The organism is Zavarzinia aquatilis, from assembly GCF_003173035.1.
Lineage (GTDB): Bacteria > Pseudomonadota > Alphaproteobacteria > Zavarziniales > Zavarziniaceae > Zavarzinia > Zavarzinia aquatilis.
Genome location: NZ_QGLE01000004.1, coordinates 163,820 through 181,865, shown reverse-complemented (window position 1 = coordinate 181,865; position 18,046 = coordinate 163,820). Strand labels below are relative to the sequence as shown.

15 protein-coding genes and 1 riboswitch are annotated in these 18,046 nt (G+C 67.1%); of the genes, 4 read left to right on the top strand and 11 right to left on the bottom strand.

Annotated elements, in window-relative coordinates; genetic code table 11:
* Positions 1–2 precede the first annotated feature (2 nt).
* The 8 genes from DKG74_RS09265 to DKG74_RS09230 all read right to left on the bottom strand — a co-directional run bounded on the left by DKG74_RS09265 (position 3) and on the right by DKG74_RS09230 (position 9,454).
* Entirely contained in the window at positions 3–656 is a 654-nt protein-coding gene (locus tag DKG74_RS09265; protein WP_109904982.1) for an urea amidolyase associated protein UAAP2, read from the bottom strand.
* 17 nt (positions 657–673) lie between these two features.
* On the bottom strand, positions 674–1,498 hold the full coding sequence (locus DKG74_RS09260; RefSeq protein WP_109904980.1) for an urea amidolyase associated protein UAAP1: 825 nt from the start codon (positions 1,496–1,498) through the stop codon (positions 674–676).
* 13 nt (positions 1,499–1,511) lie between these two features.
* Positions 1,512–2,351, bottom strand: coding sequence for an ABC transporter ATP-binding protein (locus DKG74_RS09255; protein WP_109905202.1), 840 nt, complete (start codon positions 2,349–2,351; stop codon positions 1,512–1,514).
* The gene (locus tag DKG74_RS09250) at positions 2,351–3,169 is read right to left on the bottom strand and encodes an ABC transporter permease (protein ID WP_109904978.1); all 819 of its coding nucleotides are present in this window, start codon (positions 3,167–3,169) and stop codon (positions 2,351–2,353) included. The genes DKG74_RS09255 and DKG74_RS09250 overlap by 1 nt, the downstream gene beginning before the upstream one ends.
* A 177-nt stretch (positions 3,170–3,346) precedes the next feature.
* A riboswitch (guanidine-I (ykkC/yxkD leader) is annotated at positions 3,347–3,460 on the bottom strand.
* A gap of 194 nt (positions 3,461–3,654) precedes the next feature.
* Positions 3,655–4,044 (bottom strand): VOC family protein, encoded by a 390-nt coding sequence (locus tag DKG74_RS09245; protein WP_109904976.1) that lies wholly within the window; start codon positions 4,042–4,044, stop codon positions 3,655–3,657.
* Positions 4,045–4,133: 89 nt separating this feature from the next.
* Positions 4,134–7,625, bottom strand: coding sequence for a methionine synthase (gene metH, locus DKG74_RS09240; RefSeq protein WP_109904974.1), 3,492 nt, complete (start codon positions 7,623–7,625; stop codon positions 4,134–4,136).
* A gap of 11 nt (positions 7,626–7,636) precedes the next feature.
* Positions 7,637–8,500, bottom strand: coding sequence for a methylenetetrahydrofolate reductase (metF, locus tag DKG74_RS09235; RefSeq protein WP_109904972.1), 864 nt, complete (start codon positions 8,498–8,500; stop codon positions 7,637–7,639).
* Positions 8,501–8,503: 3 nt separating this feature from the next.
* Entirely contained in the window at positions 8,504–9,454 is a 951-nt protein-coding gene (locus DKG74_RS09230; RefSeq protein ID WP_109904970.1) for an ArsR/SmtB family transcription factor, read from the bottom strand.
* 248 nt (positions 9,455–9,702) lie between these two features.
* On the opposite strand from DKG74_RS09230, the gene DKG74_RS09225 reads away from it, so the two are divergent.
* The 3 genes from DKG74_RS09225 (at position 9,703) to DKG74_RS09215 (ending at position 12,712) form a co-directional block, all read left to right on the top strand.
* On the top strand, positions 9,703–10,527 hold the full coding sequence (locus tag DKG74_RS09225; protein ID WP_165837611.1) for an MlaA family lipoprotein: 825 nt from the start codon (positions 9,703–9,705) through the stop codon (positions 10,525–10,527).
* A gap of 89 nt (positions 10,528–10,616) precedes the next feature.
* On the top strand, positions 10,617–11,228 hold the full coding sequence (locus DKG74_RS09220) for an MlaC/ttg2D family ABC transporter substrate-binding protein (RefSeq protein ID WP_165837610.1): 612 nt from the start codon (positions 10,617–10,619) through the stop codon (positions 11,226–11,228).
* Positions 11,229–11,326: 98 nt separating this feature from the next.
* Complete coding sequence (locus tag DKG74_RS09215; protein WP_109904964.1) at positions 11,327–12,712, top strand: MATE family efflux transporter; 1,386 nt, start codon at positions 11,327–11,329, stop codon at positions 12,710–12,712.
* On the opposite strand, the gene DKG74_RS09210 is transcribed toward DKG74_RS09215, so the two are convergent.
* A complete protein-coding gene (locus DKG74_RS09210; RefSeq protein ID WP_165837609.1) occupies positions 12,709–13,668 on the bottom strand; it encodes an AraC family transcriptional regulator in 960 nt (319 codons plus the stop codon). The two genes, DKG74_RS09215 and DKG74_RS09210, sit on opposite strands and share 4 nt — an antisense overlap.
* A 182-nt stretch (positions 13,669–13,850) precedes the next feature.
* On the opposite strand from DKG74_RS09210, the gene DKG74_RS09205 reads away from it, so the two are divergent.
* Positions 13,851–15,164 (top strand): NtaA/DmoA family FMN-dependent monooxygenase, encoded by a 1,314-nt coding sequence (locus DKG74_RS09205; RefSeq protein WP_109904960.1) that lies wholly within the window; start codon positions 13,851–13,853, stop codon positions 15,162–15,164.
* 67 nt (positions 15,165–15,231) lie between these two features.
* Here the strand turns inward: DKG74_RS09205 and DKG74_RS09200 are convergent, their stop codons facing one another.
* Both DKG74_RS09200 and DKG74_RS09195 read right to left on the bottom strand, forming a co-directional pair.
* Complete coding sequence (locus DKG74_RS09200; RefSeq protein ID WP_109904958.1) at positions 15,232–16,104, bottom strand: SDR family oxidoreductase; 873 nt, start codon at positions 16,102–16,104, stop codon at positions 15,232–15,234.
* Positions 16,104–17,909 carry an acyclic terpene utilization AtuA family protein gene (locus DKG74_RS09195; protein WP_207779304.1) on the bottom strand — a complete coding sequence of 602 codons (1,806 nt, stop codon included), beginning with the start codon at positions 17,907–17,909 and terminating at the stop codon, positions 16,104–16,106. The genes DKG74_RS09200 and DKG74_RS09195 overlap by 1 nt, the downstream gene beginning before the upstream one ends.
* Between the last annotated feature and the right edge of the window lie 137 nt (positions 17,910–18,046).

Below are 18,046 nucleotides of genomic sequence, written 5' to 3'. Positions count from 1 at the left end.
GGTCACACCGCCTCCCCGTCCCAGATCAGCACGCGCACCGGCGTCGGATCGAAGCCATTGCAGGGATTGTTCACCTGCGGGCAATTCGAGATGACGCAGAGCACGTCCATCTCCGCCACCATGTCGACATGATCGCCCGGCGCCGAAATGCCGTCGACGATGGCGAGGCGGCCGTCGCTCTCGATCGGCACATTCATGAAGAAGTTGATGTTGGGCACCACGTCGCGCTTGGTCATGCCCCATTTGGTCACCTCGACCACGAAATTCTCGCGGCAGGCATGCATGTAACGGGTATGGTGGCCAAAGCGAACGGTATTCGCCTCGCAGGAACAGGCCCCGGCCGAGGTGTCGTGGCGGCCGCTGGTGTCGGCGACGACACTGAGCATGACGCGGCCCTCGTTCGAGATCAGCCGCGTGCCCTTGCCGACATAAGCCGATTTTTGCGTCAGCAGCGTGTCCTGCGCGCTGTAACGCTCCGAGAAATCGGCGGCGTTGTAGAACAGCGTGTCGACCGCCTGGCAGCCTTCCAGATCGACGATGCGCAGGATCTGGCCGCGCTTGACGACATGGGACCATGGGCGGGTGGCGGGAATGGTGAAATCGTGGATCGCCTTCGCGGGATCGAGGCTCTCGGTCGCGGTGCAGATGATGGTCATGGCTTGGCCCTCCCGGCTCAGCGGGACGCGAACAGGGGATCGGTGTTCTCGAAGCCGCGCACGGCTTCGGCGGTCGCGGTGCGGCAGATGTCGTCCGCGGCAGGCGCAGGCCCCCGCCAGATCACCGCCTCGACCGGCCTTGGCGCGAAATCCGCCCCCGGGCTGAAAGGATGCGGGCAGTTGGACACCGCGATCAGCAGGTCCATCTCGGCGCGCAATTCGACGAAATCGCCCGGTTTCACCGCGCCGTCGACCCAGACGAATTTTCCGTCGCCATCGACCTGCACCGGCGAGAAGAAGCTGATCACGGGCGCGAGGTCGCGCTTGCCGAGGCCGAATTTCGAGGCGGCGAGGCGCATGTTCTCGCCCGTGTTGCGCAACGCGGCGTCGCCGTATTTGCCCGCGTTGGAGGCGGGGGTGGAGCCGCCGACCACCGTGTCATGGGCACCGCAACTGTCCTCGACCACCGAGGCGAGGACGCGGCCCATGTCGGAGAACAGCACGCGGCCGCGCGGCAGGGCCGCCGTCCACTGCAGCTTCATCGTGTCGGCGGAATTATAGCGCTCGCTGGTATCTTGCGCATTCCACATGAAGAAGGCGACGCCGTCCGTGCCTTCGGTGTTGACGAGGCGGATGCGTTCGCCGCGCGCGACGCGGGCGGTCCAGTACCAGCCGCCGGGGATCGCTTCCCGGTAGCGTACCAGAGCCTCGTCGATGGCGGCTTCCTGCGCCGAGGTCAGCGGCGGCATGGCCTTGGGCGCGAGATTGTCACCCGCGGCCTTCAATTCCAGGTACCGCTGACGCAGGGCCTCGATCCGGGCGGTTTTTTCAGTCGTCGTCATGGCTCGGTTTCCCTCAAGCCGGTAGCGCCAGGTCGTCCCGGACTTGCCCCTGATCCTGGGCCGGGTCGTCCCGGCCGGGGGCGGTGATGGTTTTGGCTTCGTCGCGGTGCGGGCTGGGCTGCCCGGCGATACGGCGCGGCCAGACTTCGATGTCGTCCTTGATCACGGCGCCGTAGCGGTCGCCGTCGACGGGATCGAGGCGCGGCCGCTCGAAGGCGATGACGCGGGTGGCAAGGCCGAAGGCTTCCGACAGGTCGTGGGTGACCATGACCACGGTGAGTTCTTCCTCGTTCCACAGGCGGCGCATCAGGGCGTGGATATCGCCGCGAATGCCGGGGTCGAGGGCGCCGAAAGGCTCGTCGAGCAGCAGGACCTTGGGCTTGCGGATCAGCGTCTGCGCGAGGGCGAGGCGCTGCTGCATCCCGCCCGACAGCTGGGCCGGATATTTCTTCTCGTTGCCGGCAAGGCCGACGCAATCGAGCATGGCGCGCGCTTCCTCGACCGCCTTCCGCCTTGCCGTGCCGAACAGGCGGGCAAGGACGCCGCCTTTCTCGAATTCGAGGGCGAGCAGCACATTGCCGAGCACGGTCAGATGCGGGAAGACCGAATAGCGCTGGAACACCACGCCGCGCTCCGCCGTCGGCTCGCCGGCGATGGGCTTGCCGTCGAGCAGGATCTCGCCCCTGGTCGGGCTTTCCTCGGACAGCAACATGCGCAGGAAAGTGGTCTTGCCGCAGCCGGACGGGCCGACCAGCGCGACGAAGGCGCGGGACTCGATTTCGAGGTTGATCCGCTCGAGCACCACGCGCTCGTCGTATTCCTTCCAGACGTTGCGGACAGAGATCGTCGTCATCACGAAGCCCTCGCGGCGGCGAACCACGGGAACAGGCGGTTCTGCAGTTTCTGGAGCGCGAAATCCATCAGGAAGGCGAGCAGGGTGATCCAGGCGACATAGGGCAGGATCACATCCATGGCGAGATAGCGCCGGACGAGGAAGATGCGATAGCCAAGGCCCGATTCCGAGGCAATGGCCTCCGCCGCGATCAGGAACAGCCAGGCCGGCCCGAGCGAGAGGCGAAGACTGTCGATCAGCCGGGGTAGGATCTGCGGCAGCACCACGCGCTGGACGATGCCGAAGGTCGAAGCCCCCAGGGTCTGCGCCTTGATCAGCTGCTGGCGCGGCAATTCCCCGGTGCGCAGGGCGAGGTCACGGATCATCACCGGGGCGAGGCCAATGACGATCAGCGTGATCTTCGACGGCTCGCCAAGGCCAAGGACGATGAACAGGATGGGCAGGATGGCGAGCGGCGGCACCATGGACACGACCCCGACGAAGGAGCCGAGCAAGGCCTTCACATGGGGCAACAGACCGATGGCGACGCCGACGATCAGGCTGATCAGGGTCGAGGCCGCCAGGGCGATGAAAATGCGGGCAAGACTGGCCGCCGTATCCGTCCACCACAGGATGTCGCCGGTGCGGCCATCCGGGGTCAGGGCCATGCGGTCGATGGTATCGGCGAAGGTCGACAGCGCCGGCAGCAGCTTGTCCTGCGGATTGTCGGCAAGCCGCAGCGCCGAGCCGATCAGATAGAGGATGATCACCAGCACGAAGGGCAGGGCCGCCAGGAGCAGGCGGGCGCCGGAGCGCGGCTGACGGTTGATCGCGCGCATGTCGCCTCCCCCCTCAGATACAGAAGGGGCGGCGGCGCCGGACCTGCGAGGAAGAAGGGACTGGGGGGACGAATGCCTTGAGCGCCATAGTTGCCAACTCCCGTTACTGGTCAGACCACGTTCGACCTGATTGGGGAATTGGCACGACCCGAGTGACGCCAATTCCTGGTCACCGAGGCCTCCCGGGCTTTTGTCCCGCCGTGCATCCGTCGGGATTTCTCCCCCGCCGGACGGCAACTCTCGGACCTGCGCCGGGACAATCTCCCGGCCGGAACCCTAGCCGCCAAACTCTGTATGCAATTACAGCAAAGCCTGCGGAAAAGGGCAACCGGCTTTTTCCGCAGCGCATCATTTTGTCGGGCGGAGCTCGGAAACCCCTTCCGGGGCAAGCTTCCGGCCTGCGCCGGAATGACGAGGTTTAGAGGGAAGCCCACCACATCTTCGTCATTCCGGCGCAGGCCGGAATCTCGTGACGGGAAGACCCCCTACCCCGCCGAATGGTCGTGGAAGAGGGACAGCTTGTTGCCGAAGGGGTCGCGGACATAGGCGACGAAGAAATCGGGGCCATAGGCCTCGCGGGTGCCGGGCGCGCCTTCGTCCCGGCCGCCGGTGGCGAGGGCGGCGGCATGGGCGCGGCGGACCATCTCGTCATCCGCGCACATCAGCGCGACCATGCTGCCGTTACCCACCGTGGGCGGGTTGCCGTCGAAGGGCTTGCAGATGAAGAGCTTGGCGCCCGTGGCCGCGCCCCACGCGGCCCAGCCGCTGTCCGCATCGGCGAAGCTGCGCTCGTGGCCGAGAACGGCGAGAACCGCATCATAAAAGGTGAGACTGGCGCCGAAATCCGCGGCGCCCAGGGTGACATAGCCGATCATTGGCCCCTCCGCATTCATGAACAAAACAAGAACACGAAACCGCCGCCACGGCAAGGGCAAGAGAAAGGGGGGCCGAAGCCCCCCGCCCCTCAGACCGAGAAATATTTCGCCTGCGGGTGATGCAGGACGATGGCGCTGGTCGATTGTTCGGGATGCAGCTGATCCTCGTCCGCCATCTCGATGCCGATGCGGTCGGCACCAAGGAGGGCGAGCAGCTTGTGCTGGTCGGCGAGGTTCGGGCAGGCGGGATAGCCGAAGGAATAGCGGCTGCCGCGATAGCCCTGCTTCAGCATCTTGTCGATGTCGCGGTCGTCCTCGTGGGAAAAGCCGAGTTCGCCCCGGATCTTCCTGTGGACATATTCCGCCAGCGCCTCGGCCATCTCGACCGACAGGCCGTGCAGGTAGAGATACTCCTGATAGCGGTTCTCGGCGAACCATTGCCGGGCGATTTCCGATGCCTGCTGGCCCATGGTGACGACCTGGAGACCGATCACGTCCCGCTCGCCGCTGGAGACATCGCGCAGGAAGTCGGCGATGCACAGGCCGCCGCCACGCGCCTGGCGCGGGAAGGCGAAGCGGGTGAGCTCCTTCAAGCCGCTCTCGTCGAACAGGATGACGTCGTTACCTTCGGCCGCCGCCTTCCAGTAACCATAGACGGCCTTCGGCTTCAGGATGCCCTCGCGCTGACACTGTTCGACCAGCCGGTTCATGATCGGGCGAATCTCCTGCGCGGCATAGGCGCGGTATTCGTCGAGCGAGCGGCCGGCCTTCTCGAAGCCCCACTGGAACTGATAGAGCATGGTCTCGTTCAGGAACGGCACCAGCGCCTTCAGCGGCACGTCCTCGATCACCTGCGGACCCCAGAACGGCGGCACGGGCACGGTCACACCCTTGGCCAGTTCTTCGCGCCGGACCCGCGTTTCCTCGAAGTCGATGGGCCGCGCGATGGAGGCTTCCGTGGGCGCGCCGAGCTTCTTCTGGTTCGACGGCCGGCCGGCGCGCTTTTCCTGCAACGCCTTCAGATGATCGTCGAAATTGTCGTTGACCACGCGCGCCATCAGGTCGAGGCCGTCGAAGGCATCGCGGGCATAGGCGACGCGGCCGGCGCCGTAAGCGCGGACGCAGTCTTCCTCGACATATTTCCGGGTCAGCGCGGCGCCGCCGAGGAAGACCGGCACGTCGAGGCCGAGGCGGGTCATCTCCTCGAGGTTCTCGCGCATGATCACGGTCGACTTGACGAGCAGGCCGGACATGCCGACGGCGTCGGCCCTCTCCTTCTGCGCCGCCTCGATGATGGCGCCGACCGGCTGCTTGATGCCGAGGTTGACCACGCGATAGCCGTTGTTGGTCAGGATGATATCGACCAGGTTCTTGCCGATGTCATGCACGTCGCCCTTGACCGTGGCGAGGACGATGGTGCCCTTCTCCTGCCCCTCGGCCTTTTCCATATGGGGCTCGAGCCAGGCAACGGCGGTCTTCATCGTCTCGGCCGACTGGAGCACGAAGGGCAGCTGCATCTTGCCCGAGCCGAAAAGCTCGCCCACGACCTTCATGCCGTCGAGCAGGAAGCGGTTGATGATGTCGAGGGGCGGATGGGCCTTCATCGCCTCCTCGAGATCGTCCTCGAGACCGAGGCGGTCGCCGTCGACGATGCGCTGGGTCAGGCGTTCTTCCGCCGTCTCGGCGCGCGCCTTCTTCACCGCCTTCTCGCCCTTGCGGTCGGCGAAGAGGGCGATGAAGGCCTGCAGCGGATCGTAACCCTCGGCGCGGCGGTCGAAGATCAGGTCTTCGGCGACCTTCACTTCCTCGGCCGGGATCTTGTGCAGCGGCATGATCTTGGAGAGATGCACGATGGCGCCGGTGAGCCCGCGCTTGATCGCGTGATCGAGATAGACCGAATTCAGCACATGGCGCGCGGCGGCATTGAGGCCGAAGGAGATGTTGGACAGACCGAGGATGATCTGCACCTCGGGCATTTCCTTCGCGATCATCTCGATGGCGTCGAGGGTTTCGAGGCCGAGCTTGCGGTCGTCCTCGTTGCCGGTGCAGATGGTGAAGGTCAGCGGGTCGAACATCAGATCGGCCGGCGGCAGGCCGTGCTGGTTCACCGCGAAATCATAGAGACGCCGGGCGACACGCAGCTTGTCCGCCGCGCCCTTGGCCATGCCCGCTTCCTCGATGGTCAGGGCGACCACGGCGGCGCCGAATTTCTTCGCCAGTTTCAGGCGCATCGCCGCCGGCACTTCGCCGTCCTCGAAATTGATCGAGTTGATGATCGGCTTGCCGCCATAGAGCTTCAGCGCGGCTTCGAGCACCGGATATTCGGTCGAGTCGATGACGAGGGGCGCGTTCACGCTGCCGCGCATCCGTGTGACCACCTCGGTCATGTCGGAAACCTCGTCCCGCCCGACATAGGCGGTGCAGAGATCGAGGGTGTGGCTGCCCTCTTTCACCTGCTCGCGGCCCATGGCGACGCATTTGTCCCAGTCATGGGCCGCCTGCGCCTCGCGGAACGCCTTGGAGCCATTGGCGTTGCAACGCTCGCCGATGGAGAGATAGGCATTCTCCTGCCGGAACGGCACCTGCGAATAGAGCGAGGCGACCGAATGCACCCAGTGGAAGCTGCGGCGGGCGGGCGCCGGACGGCGCTTGCCGCCCTCGATCTCGCGCAGCATGGCGTCGAGGGCGCCGATATGGTTCGGGTTGGTGCCGCAGCAGCCGCCGACGATGTTCACGCCGTCTTCCAGCACGAAGCGGCGCACCCAGCGCTGCATCTCGTCGGGCGACAGGGGGTAGAAGGTCTTGCCGTCGCGCAGCTCGGGCAGGCCGGCGTTGGGCTGCACCGAAATCCGCCCCGGCCAGTTTTCCGACAGGAACTTGACGTGTTCCGCCATTTCCTGCGGCCCGGTGGCGCAGTTGAGGCCGATCACTGGCACGTCGAGGGCATGGATCACCGTCGCCGCGGCGGCGATATCGGGGCCGACCAGCAGCGTGCCGGTGGTTTCCACCGTCACCTGCACCATGATCGGCACCTCGCGGCCCAGCTTGGCGCGCGCGATCTTCACGCCATTGACCGCCGCCTTGATCTGCAGCGTGTCCTGGCAGGTCTCGATCAGGATGGCATCGACGCCGCCCGCGATCAGCCCTTCCGCCTGCACCGCAAGCGCGGCTTCGAGCGGATCGTAAGGGATATGACCGAGGGAGGGCAGCCGCGTGCCCGGCCCGATGGAGCCGAGGACGAAACGCTGGCGGCCGTCATGGGCGAATTCGCCGATGGCTTCCCGCGCCAGTTCGCCCGCGCGTTTGTTCAATTCGAAGGCTTCATCCTGCAGGTCGAATTCGGCGAGGGTGATGGGCGAGCCGCCGAAGGAATTGGTCTGCACCATGTCCGAGCCCGCCGCGAGATAGGCGCGGTGGATTTCGCGCACCACGTCGGGCCGGGTGCGGTTCAGCACTTCGGTGCAATTCTCCCGCCCGTCGAAATCGCGGACGATGTCGAGGCTCATGGCCTGGACAAGGCTGCCGGTGCCGCCGTCGCACAGCAGGATGCGATCGTTCAGGGCGTCGAGGAACGTGCTCATGGATCTGGTCCTCAGGCGGCGCGAAGGCCGAGCAGGTGGCACAGGGCGAAGCAGAGATCGGCCCGGTTCAGCGTGTAGAAATGGAAATCCTTCACCCCGGCGGCGGCAAGGCCGCGCACCTGTTCGGCGGCGACGGTGACCGCGACCAGCTTGCGGGTTTCCGGATCGTCGTCCAGACCTTCGAAATGGCGCGCCATGCTGGCGGGAATGGTGGCCCCGGTGGCGGCGGCGAATTTCACGATCTGCCTGAAGTTGGAGACGGGAATGATGCCGGGCAGCACGGGCACGGTGATGCCGGCGGCGAGCACCCGGTCCAGAAAACGGAAATAGACGTCGTTGTCGAAGAAGAACTGGGTGATGGCGCGGGTGGCGCCGGCGTCGATCTTGCGCTTCAGATTGTCGAGATCGGCCTCGGCGCTCGTCGCGTCGGGATGCACTTCCGGATAGGCGGCGACCGAGATTTCAAAGTCGGCGATCTTCTTCAGCCCCGCCACCAGATCGACGGCGTAATCATAGCCGCCCGGATGCGGCTGATAGGGCGCGCCGGGCACCTGCGAATCGCCGCGCAAGGCCACGATGTGGCGAACCCCGGCGTCCCAATAATCGCGGGCGACGGCGTCGACTTCCTCACGCGTCGCGGCGACGCAGGTCAGATGGGCGGCCGGCTTCAGGCGGGTTTCCTCGACGAGGCGCTTCACCGTCGCATGGGTGCGCTCGCGGGTCGAGCCACCGGCGCCATAGGTGACCGAGACGAAGGCCGGGTTCAGCGGCTCCAGCCGGCGCACGGTGCGCCACAGCGCCTCTTCCATCTCCGGGGTCTTGGGCGGGAAGAACTCGAAGGAGACATTGAGGGGACCGATGGGGTCGAGGGTCATGATTCAGGCCCGTTCAGAAGAGGCGGCGGCCGCGTGGCGGCCCAGCCAGATGCCGACGCTCAAGGGATCGCCGGTCAGGGTTTCGACAAGTTGGAATTCAAGCTTCGCCTGACGGCCCCAGGCCGCGACCTCGCGCGGGGAAAAGCCGAGGCGGCGATGGGCGTGGCGGTCGCGCAGCTCCTCCAGCCCATGGGGCAGGAAATCGACCAGCAGGATACGCCCGCCGGGGCTAAGCACACGCGCCGCCTCGGTGATCGCGGCCTGCGGATCGGCGGCGAAATGCAGCACCTGATGGAACACGACAAGATCGGCGACACCGTCGCCCAGCGCCATGCCGTGCAGGTCGCCGTGGCGGACCTGGCATTGCGACAGCCCCGCCGCCTCGAGCCGGGCCCGCGCGATCGCCAGCATCTCGTGCGACAGGTCGATGCCAAGGCCACGCAGGGCGCGCCCGCCGAACAATTCCAGCATCCGGCCGGTGCCCGTGCCGACGTCGAGCAGGAAGTCGATCCGCCCCGGCCCCACGATCCGGTCGAGCGCCGCCTCGACCTCCGATTCAGCGACATGCAGGGCACGGATACGGTCCCAGCTTTCGGCGTTGGCGGCGAAATAGTCGGCGGCGGCCTGGGTCCGCGCCTTCAGTACCGAATCGAGCCGGGCGAAATCGCGCTGCGTCACCGGATCGTCGGCCCGCGCGAGGGCGACCACCTCGGCCGCGAGGCGCGCGCCGATCCCTTCAGCGGCGGGCCGGTGGAACACCCAGGCGCCCTCGCGGAAACGGTCGATCAGGCCGGCTTCGGCCATCAGCTTCAGGTGGCGGGACAGGCGCGGCTGGCTCTGCCCCAGCACCTGCGTCAATTCCGTCACCGTCAGCTCGGCCCGGGCCAGCAGCACGAGGATGCGCAGGCGCGTGGCCTCGGCCGCGCCCTTGAGAGCGGACAGAAGGTCGGTCACGGATTCGGGCCTCGGCAGATCATGGCATACATAAACATATCTTTATGTGTCGTGGCAATGCACTTCCCGCAGCCCTGCCCCCGCCCGCCGGATGTTGCCACAATGCGACGAAATCGGATGCAATTGCCCCACCAGCGGCGTGCAGGGGCAAATTCCCATTAACCGACAGGGAACCATATGTTACGGAATTGCAGGAATATTGCCGGCGCGCGGTGACGGGCCCGGACCGGCAAGGTGGAGGGGATTTCGTGGAACAGACTGGCGACAGCGGCAAGGCACTGGCCATCGTCCGGGGCGGACGAAGCCGTTTCGGCCGTCTCGTGGCGGCAGGCATGACGCTTCTGCTCATCGCGGGGGCGATGGGCGGCTGCGCGACCAAGCCGCCGGCGAGCGATGTCGAGGCGCGTGCCGAATACGACAAGCGCAACGACCCGATCGAGCCGTTGAACCGCTATTTCTTCGAAGTGAACCGCTTTCTCGACTATATGCTGCTGAAGCATTTCGCCGAGATCTACAAGAGCGTCGTTCCCGACCCGGTGCAGACCGGCCTGCGCAATTTCCTGAACAATCTGGAAAGCCCGGTCATTCTGGCCAACGACCTGCTGCAGGGCGATTTTGGGCGGGCGAAGGTCACCACGGCCCGCTTCATCGCCAATACGATCGTCGGCGTGGGCGGGGTCTATGATTTCGCCAGCCACATCGGCTATCCGCGCCATACCGAAGACTTCGGTCAGACCCTGGCGAGCTGGGGGGTGGGCGAAGGCCCCTATCTGGTGCTGCCGCTGCTCGGCCCGCGGCCGCCGCGCGATCTCGTGGGCGTGGGCGTCGACCTTGCCCTCAACCCCATCAATTGGGCGCTGATGGCGGCCGACGCGGAAGAAATCGGCTACGGCCTCAAGGCCGCCGACATCATCGACAGCCGCGCTCACAATGGCGGCGCCATCGAGGAGGTCGAGGCTTCGTCCATCGACTTCTACGCCGCGATCCGCAATCTCTACCGCCAGCAGCGCCAGGCCGCGATCGAGAATCGCGATTCGGGCACGGCGGACATGAGCCAGGCCGCGCCCCGCTGAGGGCCGGCCACAGGCTGCTTCACCCACGACCATGGGGAACCCGACTGCTTTTGTGCCGTTGAGTTCATGAGCGTATGGAAAGGCAAGACATGACGACCCGGCGACAATTCATTGTCCGGCTCGGGGCTTTCGGTATCGCCCTCGCCGGCCTCGCTTCCACCGGGCGCGGTGCCCGGGCCGGCGATGCGGCCACGGCTTTCATCGACACCCTTGGCGGCCAGGCGATTTCGACCCTGGCCGACAAGAGCGTGACCGACGCCGAACGGGAAAGCCGCTTCCGCGCGCTGTTCCTGTCGGCTTTCGATGTCGAGACCATCGGCCAGTTCGTGCTGGGACGCTATCGCCGCAGCGCGACGCCCGAGCAGATCGCCGAATTCAACCGCCTCTATGCCGAAGATGTGGTGCGCACCTATTCGCGCCGTCTGTCCCAATATGCGGGCGAGAAGCTGGTGACCCTGGGCAGTCAGCAGCAGGACGGCGAGATCGTCGTGCGCAGCCAGATCCAGAGCCCGAGCGGCCAGAAGCCGGTCGCCGTCGACTGGCGCCTCTCGGAGACCAGCGGCAGTTACAAGATCGTCGATGTGGTGATCGAGAATCTGTCGATGCGCAGCGCCCAGCGCGAGGATTTCGCCAGTGTGATGAGCGCGGGCGGCGTCGACGCTCTGCTGGCCGGTCTGCGCAAGAAAAATCCCGCCAGCTGAGCGGCCGGCGACGCTTTGAATCTCGTCAAAGCGCGCTTGCGATAATTTTGGCGCCCCGGCCCCTGTCGGCCGGGGCGCCGCCATGTTAACCGGGCGCCATGAACGCACCGCCACGGATCGCCGCCCCCACCCACGCCCCCGAGGCCCCGCGCCTTCGCCCCGACCGGGCCGAGGCCGGCGCGCTGACCCGCCTTGCCCTGCCCATCATCATGGCGCGCATCGGCCTCACCCTGATGCTGGTGGCCGACAACATGATCGTCGGCCATTTCGGCGCCGGGCCGCTGGCCGCCTTCGCCCTCGGCCTCATGCTGGTGCAGACCAGCCAGATGCTGGGACTAGGGCTCCTGATGGGCAGCGCGGTGGAAATGGCGGCCGCCTTCGGGCGCGACGCGCTTGACGAGGTCGGCCGCATCTGGCGCCGTGCCCTCGCCTATGCCCTGGCCATCGGCTTTGCCGGGGCCGCTTTGTCGCAGGCCGCGCCAACGATCTTCCTCGCCCTCGGGCAGGAAGCGGCGCTCGCGGCCTCGGCCGGCGAAATCGCCGCCCTGTTCGGCTGGTCGTTGCCGCCGGTGCTCGTTTATGTCGCCAGTATCGGCCTTCTCGAGGCGACGGGCCGGCCCTATGTCGGCGTGGCGCTGCTGATTGCCGCCAATCTGGTCAATCTCGGCCTCGGCCTGCTCCTTGGTCATGGCGGATTGGGCCTGCCGGCGCTCGGCGCCTTCGGCGTCACCCTGGCGACGCTGATCGCCCGCATCACCCTCGCGGGCGGCGCCCTCGCCTATATCCTCCTCCTGATGCCCGGGCGCCAGGCCCTCGGCCGGCCGCGCTGGTCCGACCATCGCTGGGCCGACGGCCGGCGCCAGCGCCGCATCGGCTATGCCGAGGGCTTAAGTCTTGGCATCGAAAGCGGTGCCTTCGCGTCGATGACCCTGTTCGCCGGCTGGGCCGGGGCGCTGCAACTCGCCGCCTATACGATCTCGATCAACCTGAACATGCTGATGTTCATGGTCGCGGTCGGCATCGGCGGGGCGGCGGCGGTGCGCGTGTCGCAAGCGAGGGGACGAGGCGATCCCGCCGCCATGGCCCGTTCGGCGGCGACCGCGCTCCTGCTCTATACCGGGGTCATGCTGGTCGTCGGGATCGCCTTCCTGGCGCTGCCCGGGGTCTTCGCCGGCTTCTACACCGGGGAAGCCGATCTGCTGGCGGTGACCACTCCCGTCGTCGCCGGCATCGGCTTTCTCTCGCTGATCGACGGGGCGCAGCGTGTCGTCGCCAATATCCTGCGCGGCTATGGCGATACCTGGTTGCCCACCGCCAGTCATCTCTTCGCCTATGTCGCGGTGATGGTGCCCGCGGGCTACCTGCTTGCCCTCGGGCTTGCGCTCGGCGCCGGCGGGCTCATCCTCGCTATCGCGCTCGCTTCCGTGCTGGCGACCGGGCTGCTGCTGGCCCGGCTCGTCCAGCTGAAGAACCGGCGTTCCTAGCCGGCCTTGACCGCGCGCAGGCGGGCCGCCGTGCGATGTTCGCGCGGGGTGACGCCGAAATGGCGGCGGAAATGGCGGCTGAACTGCGCCTGATCGCCAAAGCCCCAGCGCAGCGCGATGTCGGCGATGGCATCGCCCCGGCCCGGCTCCTCGAGCTGGGCGCGAGCCGCTTCCAGCCGCCGCTCCCGCACCCATTGAAACAGGCTGGGCCCCCCCTCCTCGGCGAAGAGATCGTGCAGATAGCGCACGGAGATGCCGCAGGCGGCGGCGATCCCGGTGGCGCTGAGCCCGGGGTCCGACAGATGCCGGCGGATATGGGCCTCGATCCGGGCAAGATGCGCCTGACGCACCGACGACTGGCGCTGATCGAAGGAACGCACCTGATCCTCGAGCGCGACGACGAGAAGGTCGATCAGGGTGCGCCCGACCGTCGTGCGCACATTGTCTCGCGCGGTCGCCACCCGGTGCGGGGCGAGGCGCGCCATGTCGTGCAGCAAGCCGCCCGCGCCCTGCCCGGCGTCGATGACGAGCGCGGGCACGAGGTCGATAGCCCGGAGGCGGGCCTTCACTGTCCGCAGGGGCACGCGCATCACCCACATTTCATTCACCGCGTCGGCCTGGGTGAAGATCGAGGGCCGATGACTGCGCTCGACCAGGCACTGGTTACGGCGACAGACGAGGTCGAGACCATCCTGCGAATAGGCGAATTCCGAGCGCGTGGCGAAGGAGAGCAGCAGAATCTCTTCCTCGTCGGCGGCGACATGGTGCCGCTCGCGCCGATAGGCCACCGGCCCCGAGGCGATATAGGAAATCGAGACATCGCCGAAATCCCAGCTGCGCAGCCGGCCATTGAAGTCCGACGGCTGGTCGCTGGCGATATCGACGGGGAACAGCACGTTGCTGACCGCGTCCTGCCACGGCTCCATCTGGCCGCGTGCCGCATATTCCTGGAACATGACGCCCTCGCCGCTCTTGCAATGCAGCATCACTATGAACGGCTTGCGGCGCCGCACAACAGACTTGTCGGTTCCGGCACCCGGAATAGTGCCATCGGGCACTTCTGTTGGCGCCGTGACTGCGCCCTGCCAGTCTCTCCTTCAACCAATTCGCATCTGCGCCCGGTTGCAAGGAGTGTCCCATGGCAAAGCGTTTCCACCTCGGCTGGTTCACCAATTTCGCCACCGACGAATGGAATGGCCCCTTCTCGAACGGCGGCGATCCCTGGAACGGCAAGTTCTATGTCGAGATGGCCCAGGCACTGGAGCGGGCCTGCTTCGACTACATCATGTTCGAGGACAAGCTGGCGATTTCGGAAATCTACGGCGGCTCGTCGGAAGCGGTGCTGAAGCACGGCCTCGGCATGGTGCCCAAGGGCGATCCCGCCCCGCTCGCCGCCATGATCGCGGGCGCGACCTCGAAGATCGGCATCGTCGCCACCCTGTCGACCCTCGGCTATCCGCCCTATCTGCTGGCCCGCCTGTGCTCGACCATCGACAGCCTGGCGGAAGGCCGCTTCGGCTGGAACATCGTCACCAGCGCCGAGAATGCCGCCGCGCAGAACTTCGGCCTCGACGAGCTGCCCCCGCGCGAGCTGCGCTACGACATGGCCCATGAATATCTCGATCTGGTGATCAAGCTGTTCACCTCGTGGGAGCCGGACGCGGTGAAGCGCGACCGCGAAAACGGCATCTATGCCGATTTCCGCAAGGTCCACACGGTCAATCACGAGGGCCGTTTCTTCAAGAGCCGCGGCCCCCTGAACTGCGTGCGCTCGCCCCAGGGCGTGCCGGCGCTGATCCAGGCCGGCGCCTCGCCCAAGGGCCGCGCCTTCGCCGCGCAATATGCCGATGCCGTGGTCGCGGTGAACCAGGGCACCAAGGCGATGAAGGAATTCCGCGACGACATCCGCGCGCGGGCCGCCGCCGCCGGCCGCGATCCGGACGATGTGAAGATCCTTTATCTGATCGCGCCGACCCTCGCGGAAACGGTCGAGGAAGCGCAGGCGAAATACGCCCGCATGGCCTCGGCCCCCAGCTTCATCGAGATGAACCTGTGCCTGATCTCGTCGATCACCGACATCGACTTCAAGGCCTTCGATCTCGACAAGCCGCTGCCGGGCAAGCTGACCACCAATGGCGAACAGGGCTCGCTCGACAGCTTCCAGCAGTGGGGCTCGGGCAAGACCCTGCGCCAGCTGGTCACCGAAGCCTCGGGCGGCCTCGTCTCCTCGGTCGAGCTGATCGGCACGCCCGAGACGGTGGCCGACCGCATGGGCGAGGTGATGGAGGAAGTGGGCGGCGACGGTTTCCTGATCACCACGCCCCATCTCGGCGTCAACCGCCGCATCATCCACGAGGTGACGGACGGCCTCGTCCCCGCCCTGCAGCGGCGCGGCCTCGTCCGCACCGAATATGGCGAGAAGACCCTGCGCGGCAATCTGAAGGCGTTCTGAGCGCCGCGACGACGATGGGGGCTCGCCACGAGCGGCCCCCCTCCTCATCCTCGTCACCCCGGCAGGTTTACCGCCCGGGGAAGGGCGATTCTTGCGGTGTCGTGTACCAGTCGGGCCGGGGGATGGTCCATTGATCGCCCCAGATCTGGTTGCCGCCGTCGACATGGACCACTTCGCCGGTGATGAAATTGCCGGCGGGGCCGGCCAGATGCACGACCAGTTCGGCGACATCGAGGGCGGTGCCGAAGCGGCGCATCAGGTTGGTGTCGGGCATCGCGCGGCGGGCTTCGTCCGGATAGACGTTCATGCCTTCGGTCGCGATGATGCCGGGCGCGACGCAATTGACGCGGATGCCGAGCGGCGCCCATTCGGTGGCCACCGTCTTCGACAGGGCGATGACCCCGGCGCGGGCGGCGCAGGTATGGGCGACCCCGGGCATGCCCCGGCCGACCACGGCGACGATGTTGACGATCGCCCCCGGCGCGCTCCGGTCGCGCCACTGGCGCGCCGCCGCCTGCATCATGTACCAGGTGCCCGACAGATTGGTGTCGACGACAGCGTTGAAGCCCTTGGGCGAGAAGTCGATGGCGGCCTGCGGGAACTGGCCGCCCGCGTTGTTCACCAGCATGTCGATGCCGCCGAAACGCGCCTTCGCCGCGTCGAGAAGCCCCGCGACCGCCTCCGGATCGCGGATCGAGAGGGCATGGGGCAGAACCTCCGCCCCGGCCCGCTTCAGCAGGGCCTCCGTCGCCTCCAGCTTTTCGGGCTTGCGGCCGCAGATCACCAGCCGCGCGCCGAGCCGGCCCAGGGTGACGGCGATCGCCTTGCCGATGCCGGTGCCGGCGCCGGACACGAGCGCGGCCCTGCCCGCCAGCAGATCGGCCCGATAGCTGAGCGGCAGGGTCAGAAGTTCATCGTCGCTGTAACCGAAACGCTCCATCACCCCTGCTCCTCCTCATGGCCGGGCACCAGGCCGACCGGCACCGCCACCGGCATGTCCATCAACATCTGCGCCAGCGCCTTGCCCTGCGGGTCGATCCGGATCGACGCGACGCCACCGCCGCCCAGCGCGTCGTGCAGCAGGAAATTCAGCGCATCGAGGCCCGGCAAATCGAACCGTTCCACCTTGCTCGGACGCAGGTGGCGGAACCATTGGCCGACCGCCGTCGGCGTCAGCGCCGCGCGGATATAGGGCAGATAATCCGGCCGGCGGGCGATGACGCCGATATTGGCGATATCGCCCTTGTCCCCCGAACGGCCGACGGCAAGAGCGATCAGCGGCACCGCCACCTCGCCCCCCGTCGCGGCATCGACCGCCGGGACATAGAGTGGCGGTCCGGCCGGCACGGGCGGCGGATTGGGCACTTCGGACGCGGTCTCGCCCAGGGCCACCGTCGCCGGCACTTTCACCGCCGGCCACAGGAAAGAGAAATTGCGGAACACCGGCTGCACCGCCGGCCGGCCGGCATAGAGGCCGGTCAGGCCCTGCGCCGTCGCCGTCGCCGCCGGCGCGACCTCCCGGGCGAGGAGGTCGAGGCTCTCGGCCTTCGCCGCCCGGGCACCGATCTTCAGCACGACCTCGCGCACCGACTTGGCGGCGACGCTGGCATGGGGGCCATAGGTTGCCTCGCTGCCCAGCACCTCGATCGAGGTCTCGAGCAGGGGCGGCAGGCCGGCCTCGGCGATCAGCCGGCTGGCCCGCGCGATGATCGCCGCGCCCGTCCGCTCGGCCTTGGCGACAGCGTCGCGGCCGCCGATGGTGACGGTGCCGACGGTACGGAAGCCGTCGGCATAGGTCGCGCTGACCTTCAACATGCCGCTGGCGGGGCGCCCGCGCGCGCCTGACACGCGCACCCGGTCGGGCCCCTCCGCGACGAGGCGCACGGCGCGGAAATCGCAGGTCACGTCCGGCAGCAGATAGGCGGCCGGATCGCCGATCTCGTAAAGCAGCTGCTCCGCGGCGGCGAGCGGGGCGATCAGCCCGCCGGTCCCCGCCGGCTTGGTCAGGATGAAGCTGCCGTCGGCCGAAACCTCGACGATGGGAAAGCCCATGTCGTCCCAGCCCGGTACCGCCTGCCAGTCGGTGAAGAGGCCGCCCGTGCCCTGTACGCCGCATTCGATCAGGTGCCCGGCCAGCGAGCCCTGCGCCAGCCGGTCGCCATCCTGCCAGTCCCAGCCGAAATGATGGACGAGCGGGCCAAGGGTGACCGCCGAATCGACGCAGCGGCCGGTAATCACGATCTCCGCCCCGGCATCGAGGGCGGCGGCGATGCCGCGCGCGCCAATATAGGCATTGGCGGTCACCAGCTTTTCCGGCAGGGCCGCGCCGGTGAACATTTCCCGGACGCCCTGGCTGCGGAATTCGGCCTCCTGCGGCTTCAGGTCGTCACCGGTGACGACGGCGATGCGGAAGTCGAGGCCGGCCGCCCTGGCCCGGGCCGCCAGCGCCGCCGCGCAGCCCGCCGGATTCATGCCGCCGCCGTTGGAGACGATGCGGATTCCCTGCCGCTTGATTTCGGCGAGATGGGGCGCGATCGCCTCGATGAAATCGGGCACGAAGCCGGCTTCCGGCTTCTTCGCCTTTACCCGCGCGAGCAGCGACAGGGTGATTTCCGCCAGCCAGTCGAACACGAGGACATCGAGCCCGCCGCGCGCGATCAGTTGCGCCGTTCCCGCGAGGGAATCGCCCCAGAATCCCGACGCACAGCCGATCCGAAGCGGTTTAGCCGCCAGATTGTCCGCCACGCCATCCTCCTCAAATTGAATTATATTCATTTTGTAGGCACGATAGCGGAGAGCGCGGCTTTCGGCAAGCCAGCAGCCAGCCACGTCAATCTCGAATTAAGGCTTTACCCGGCTTTACCTCGCGGGACAGAAAGTGG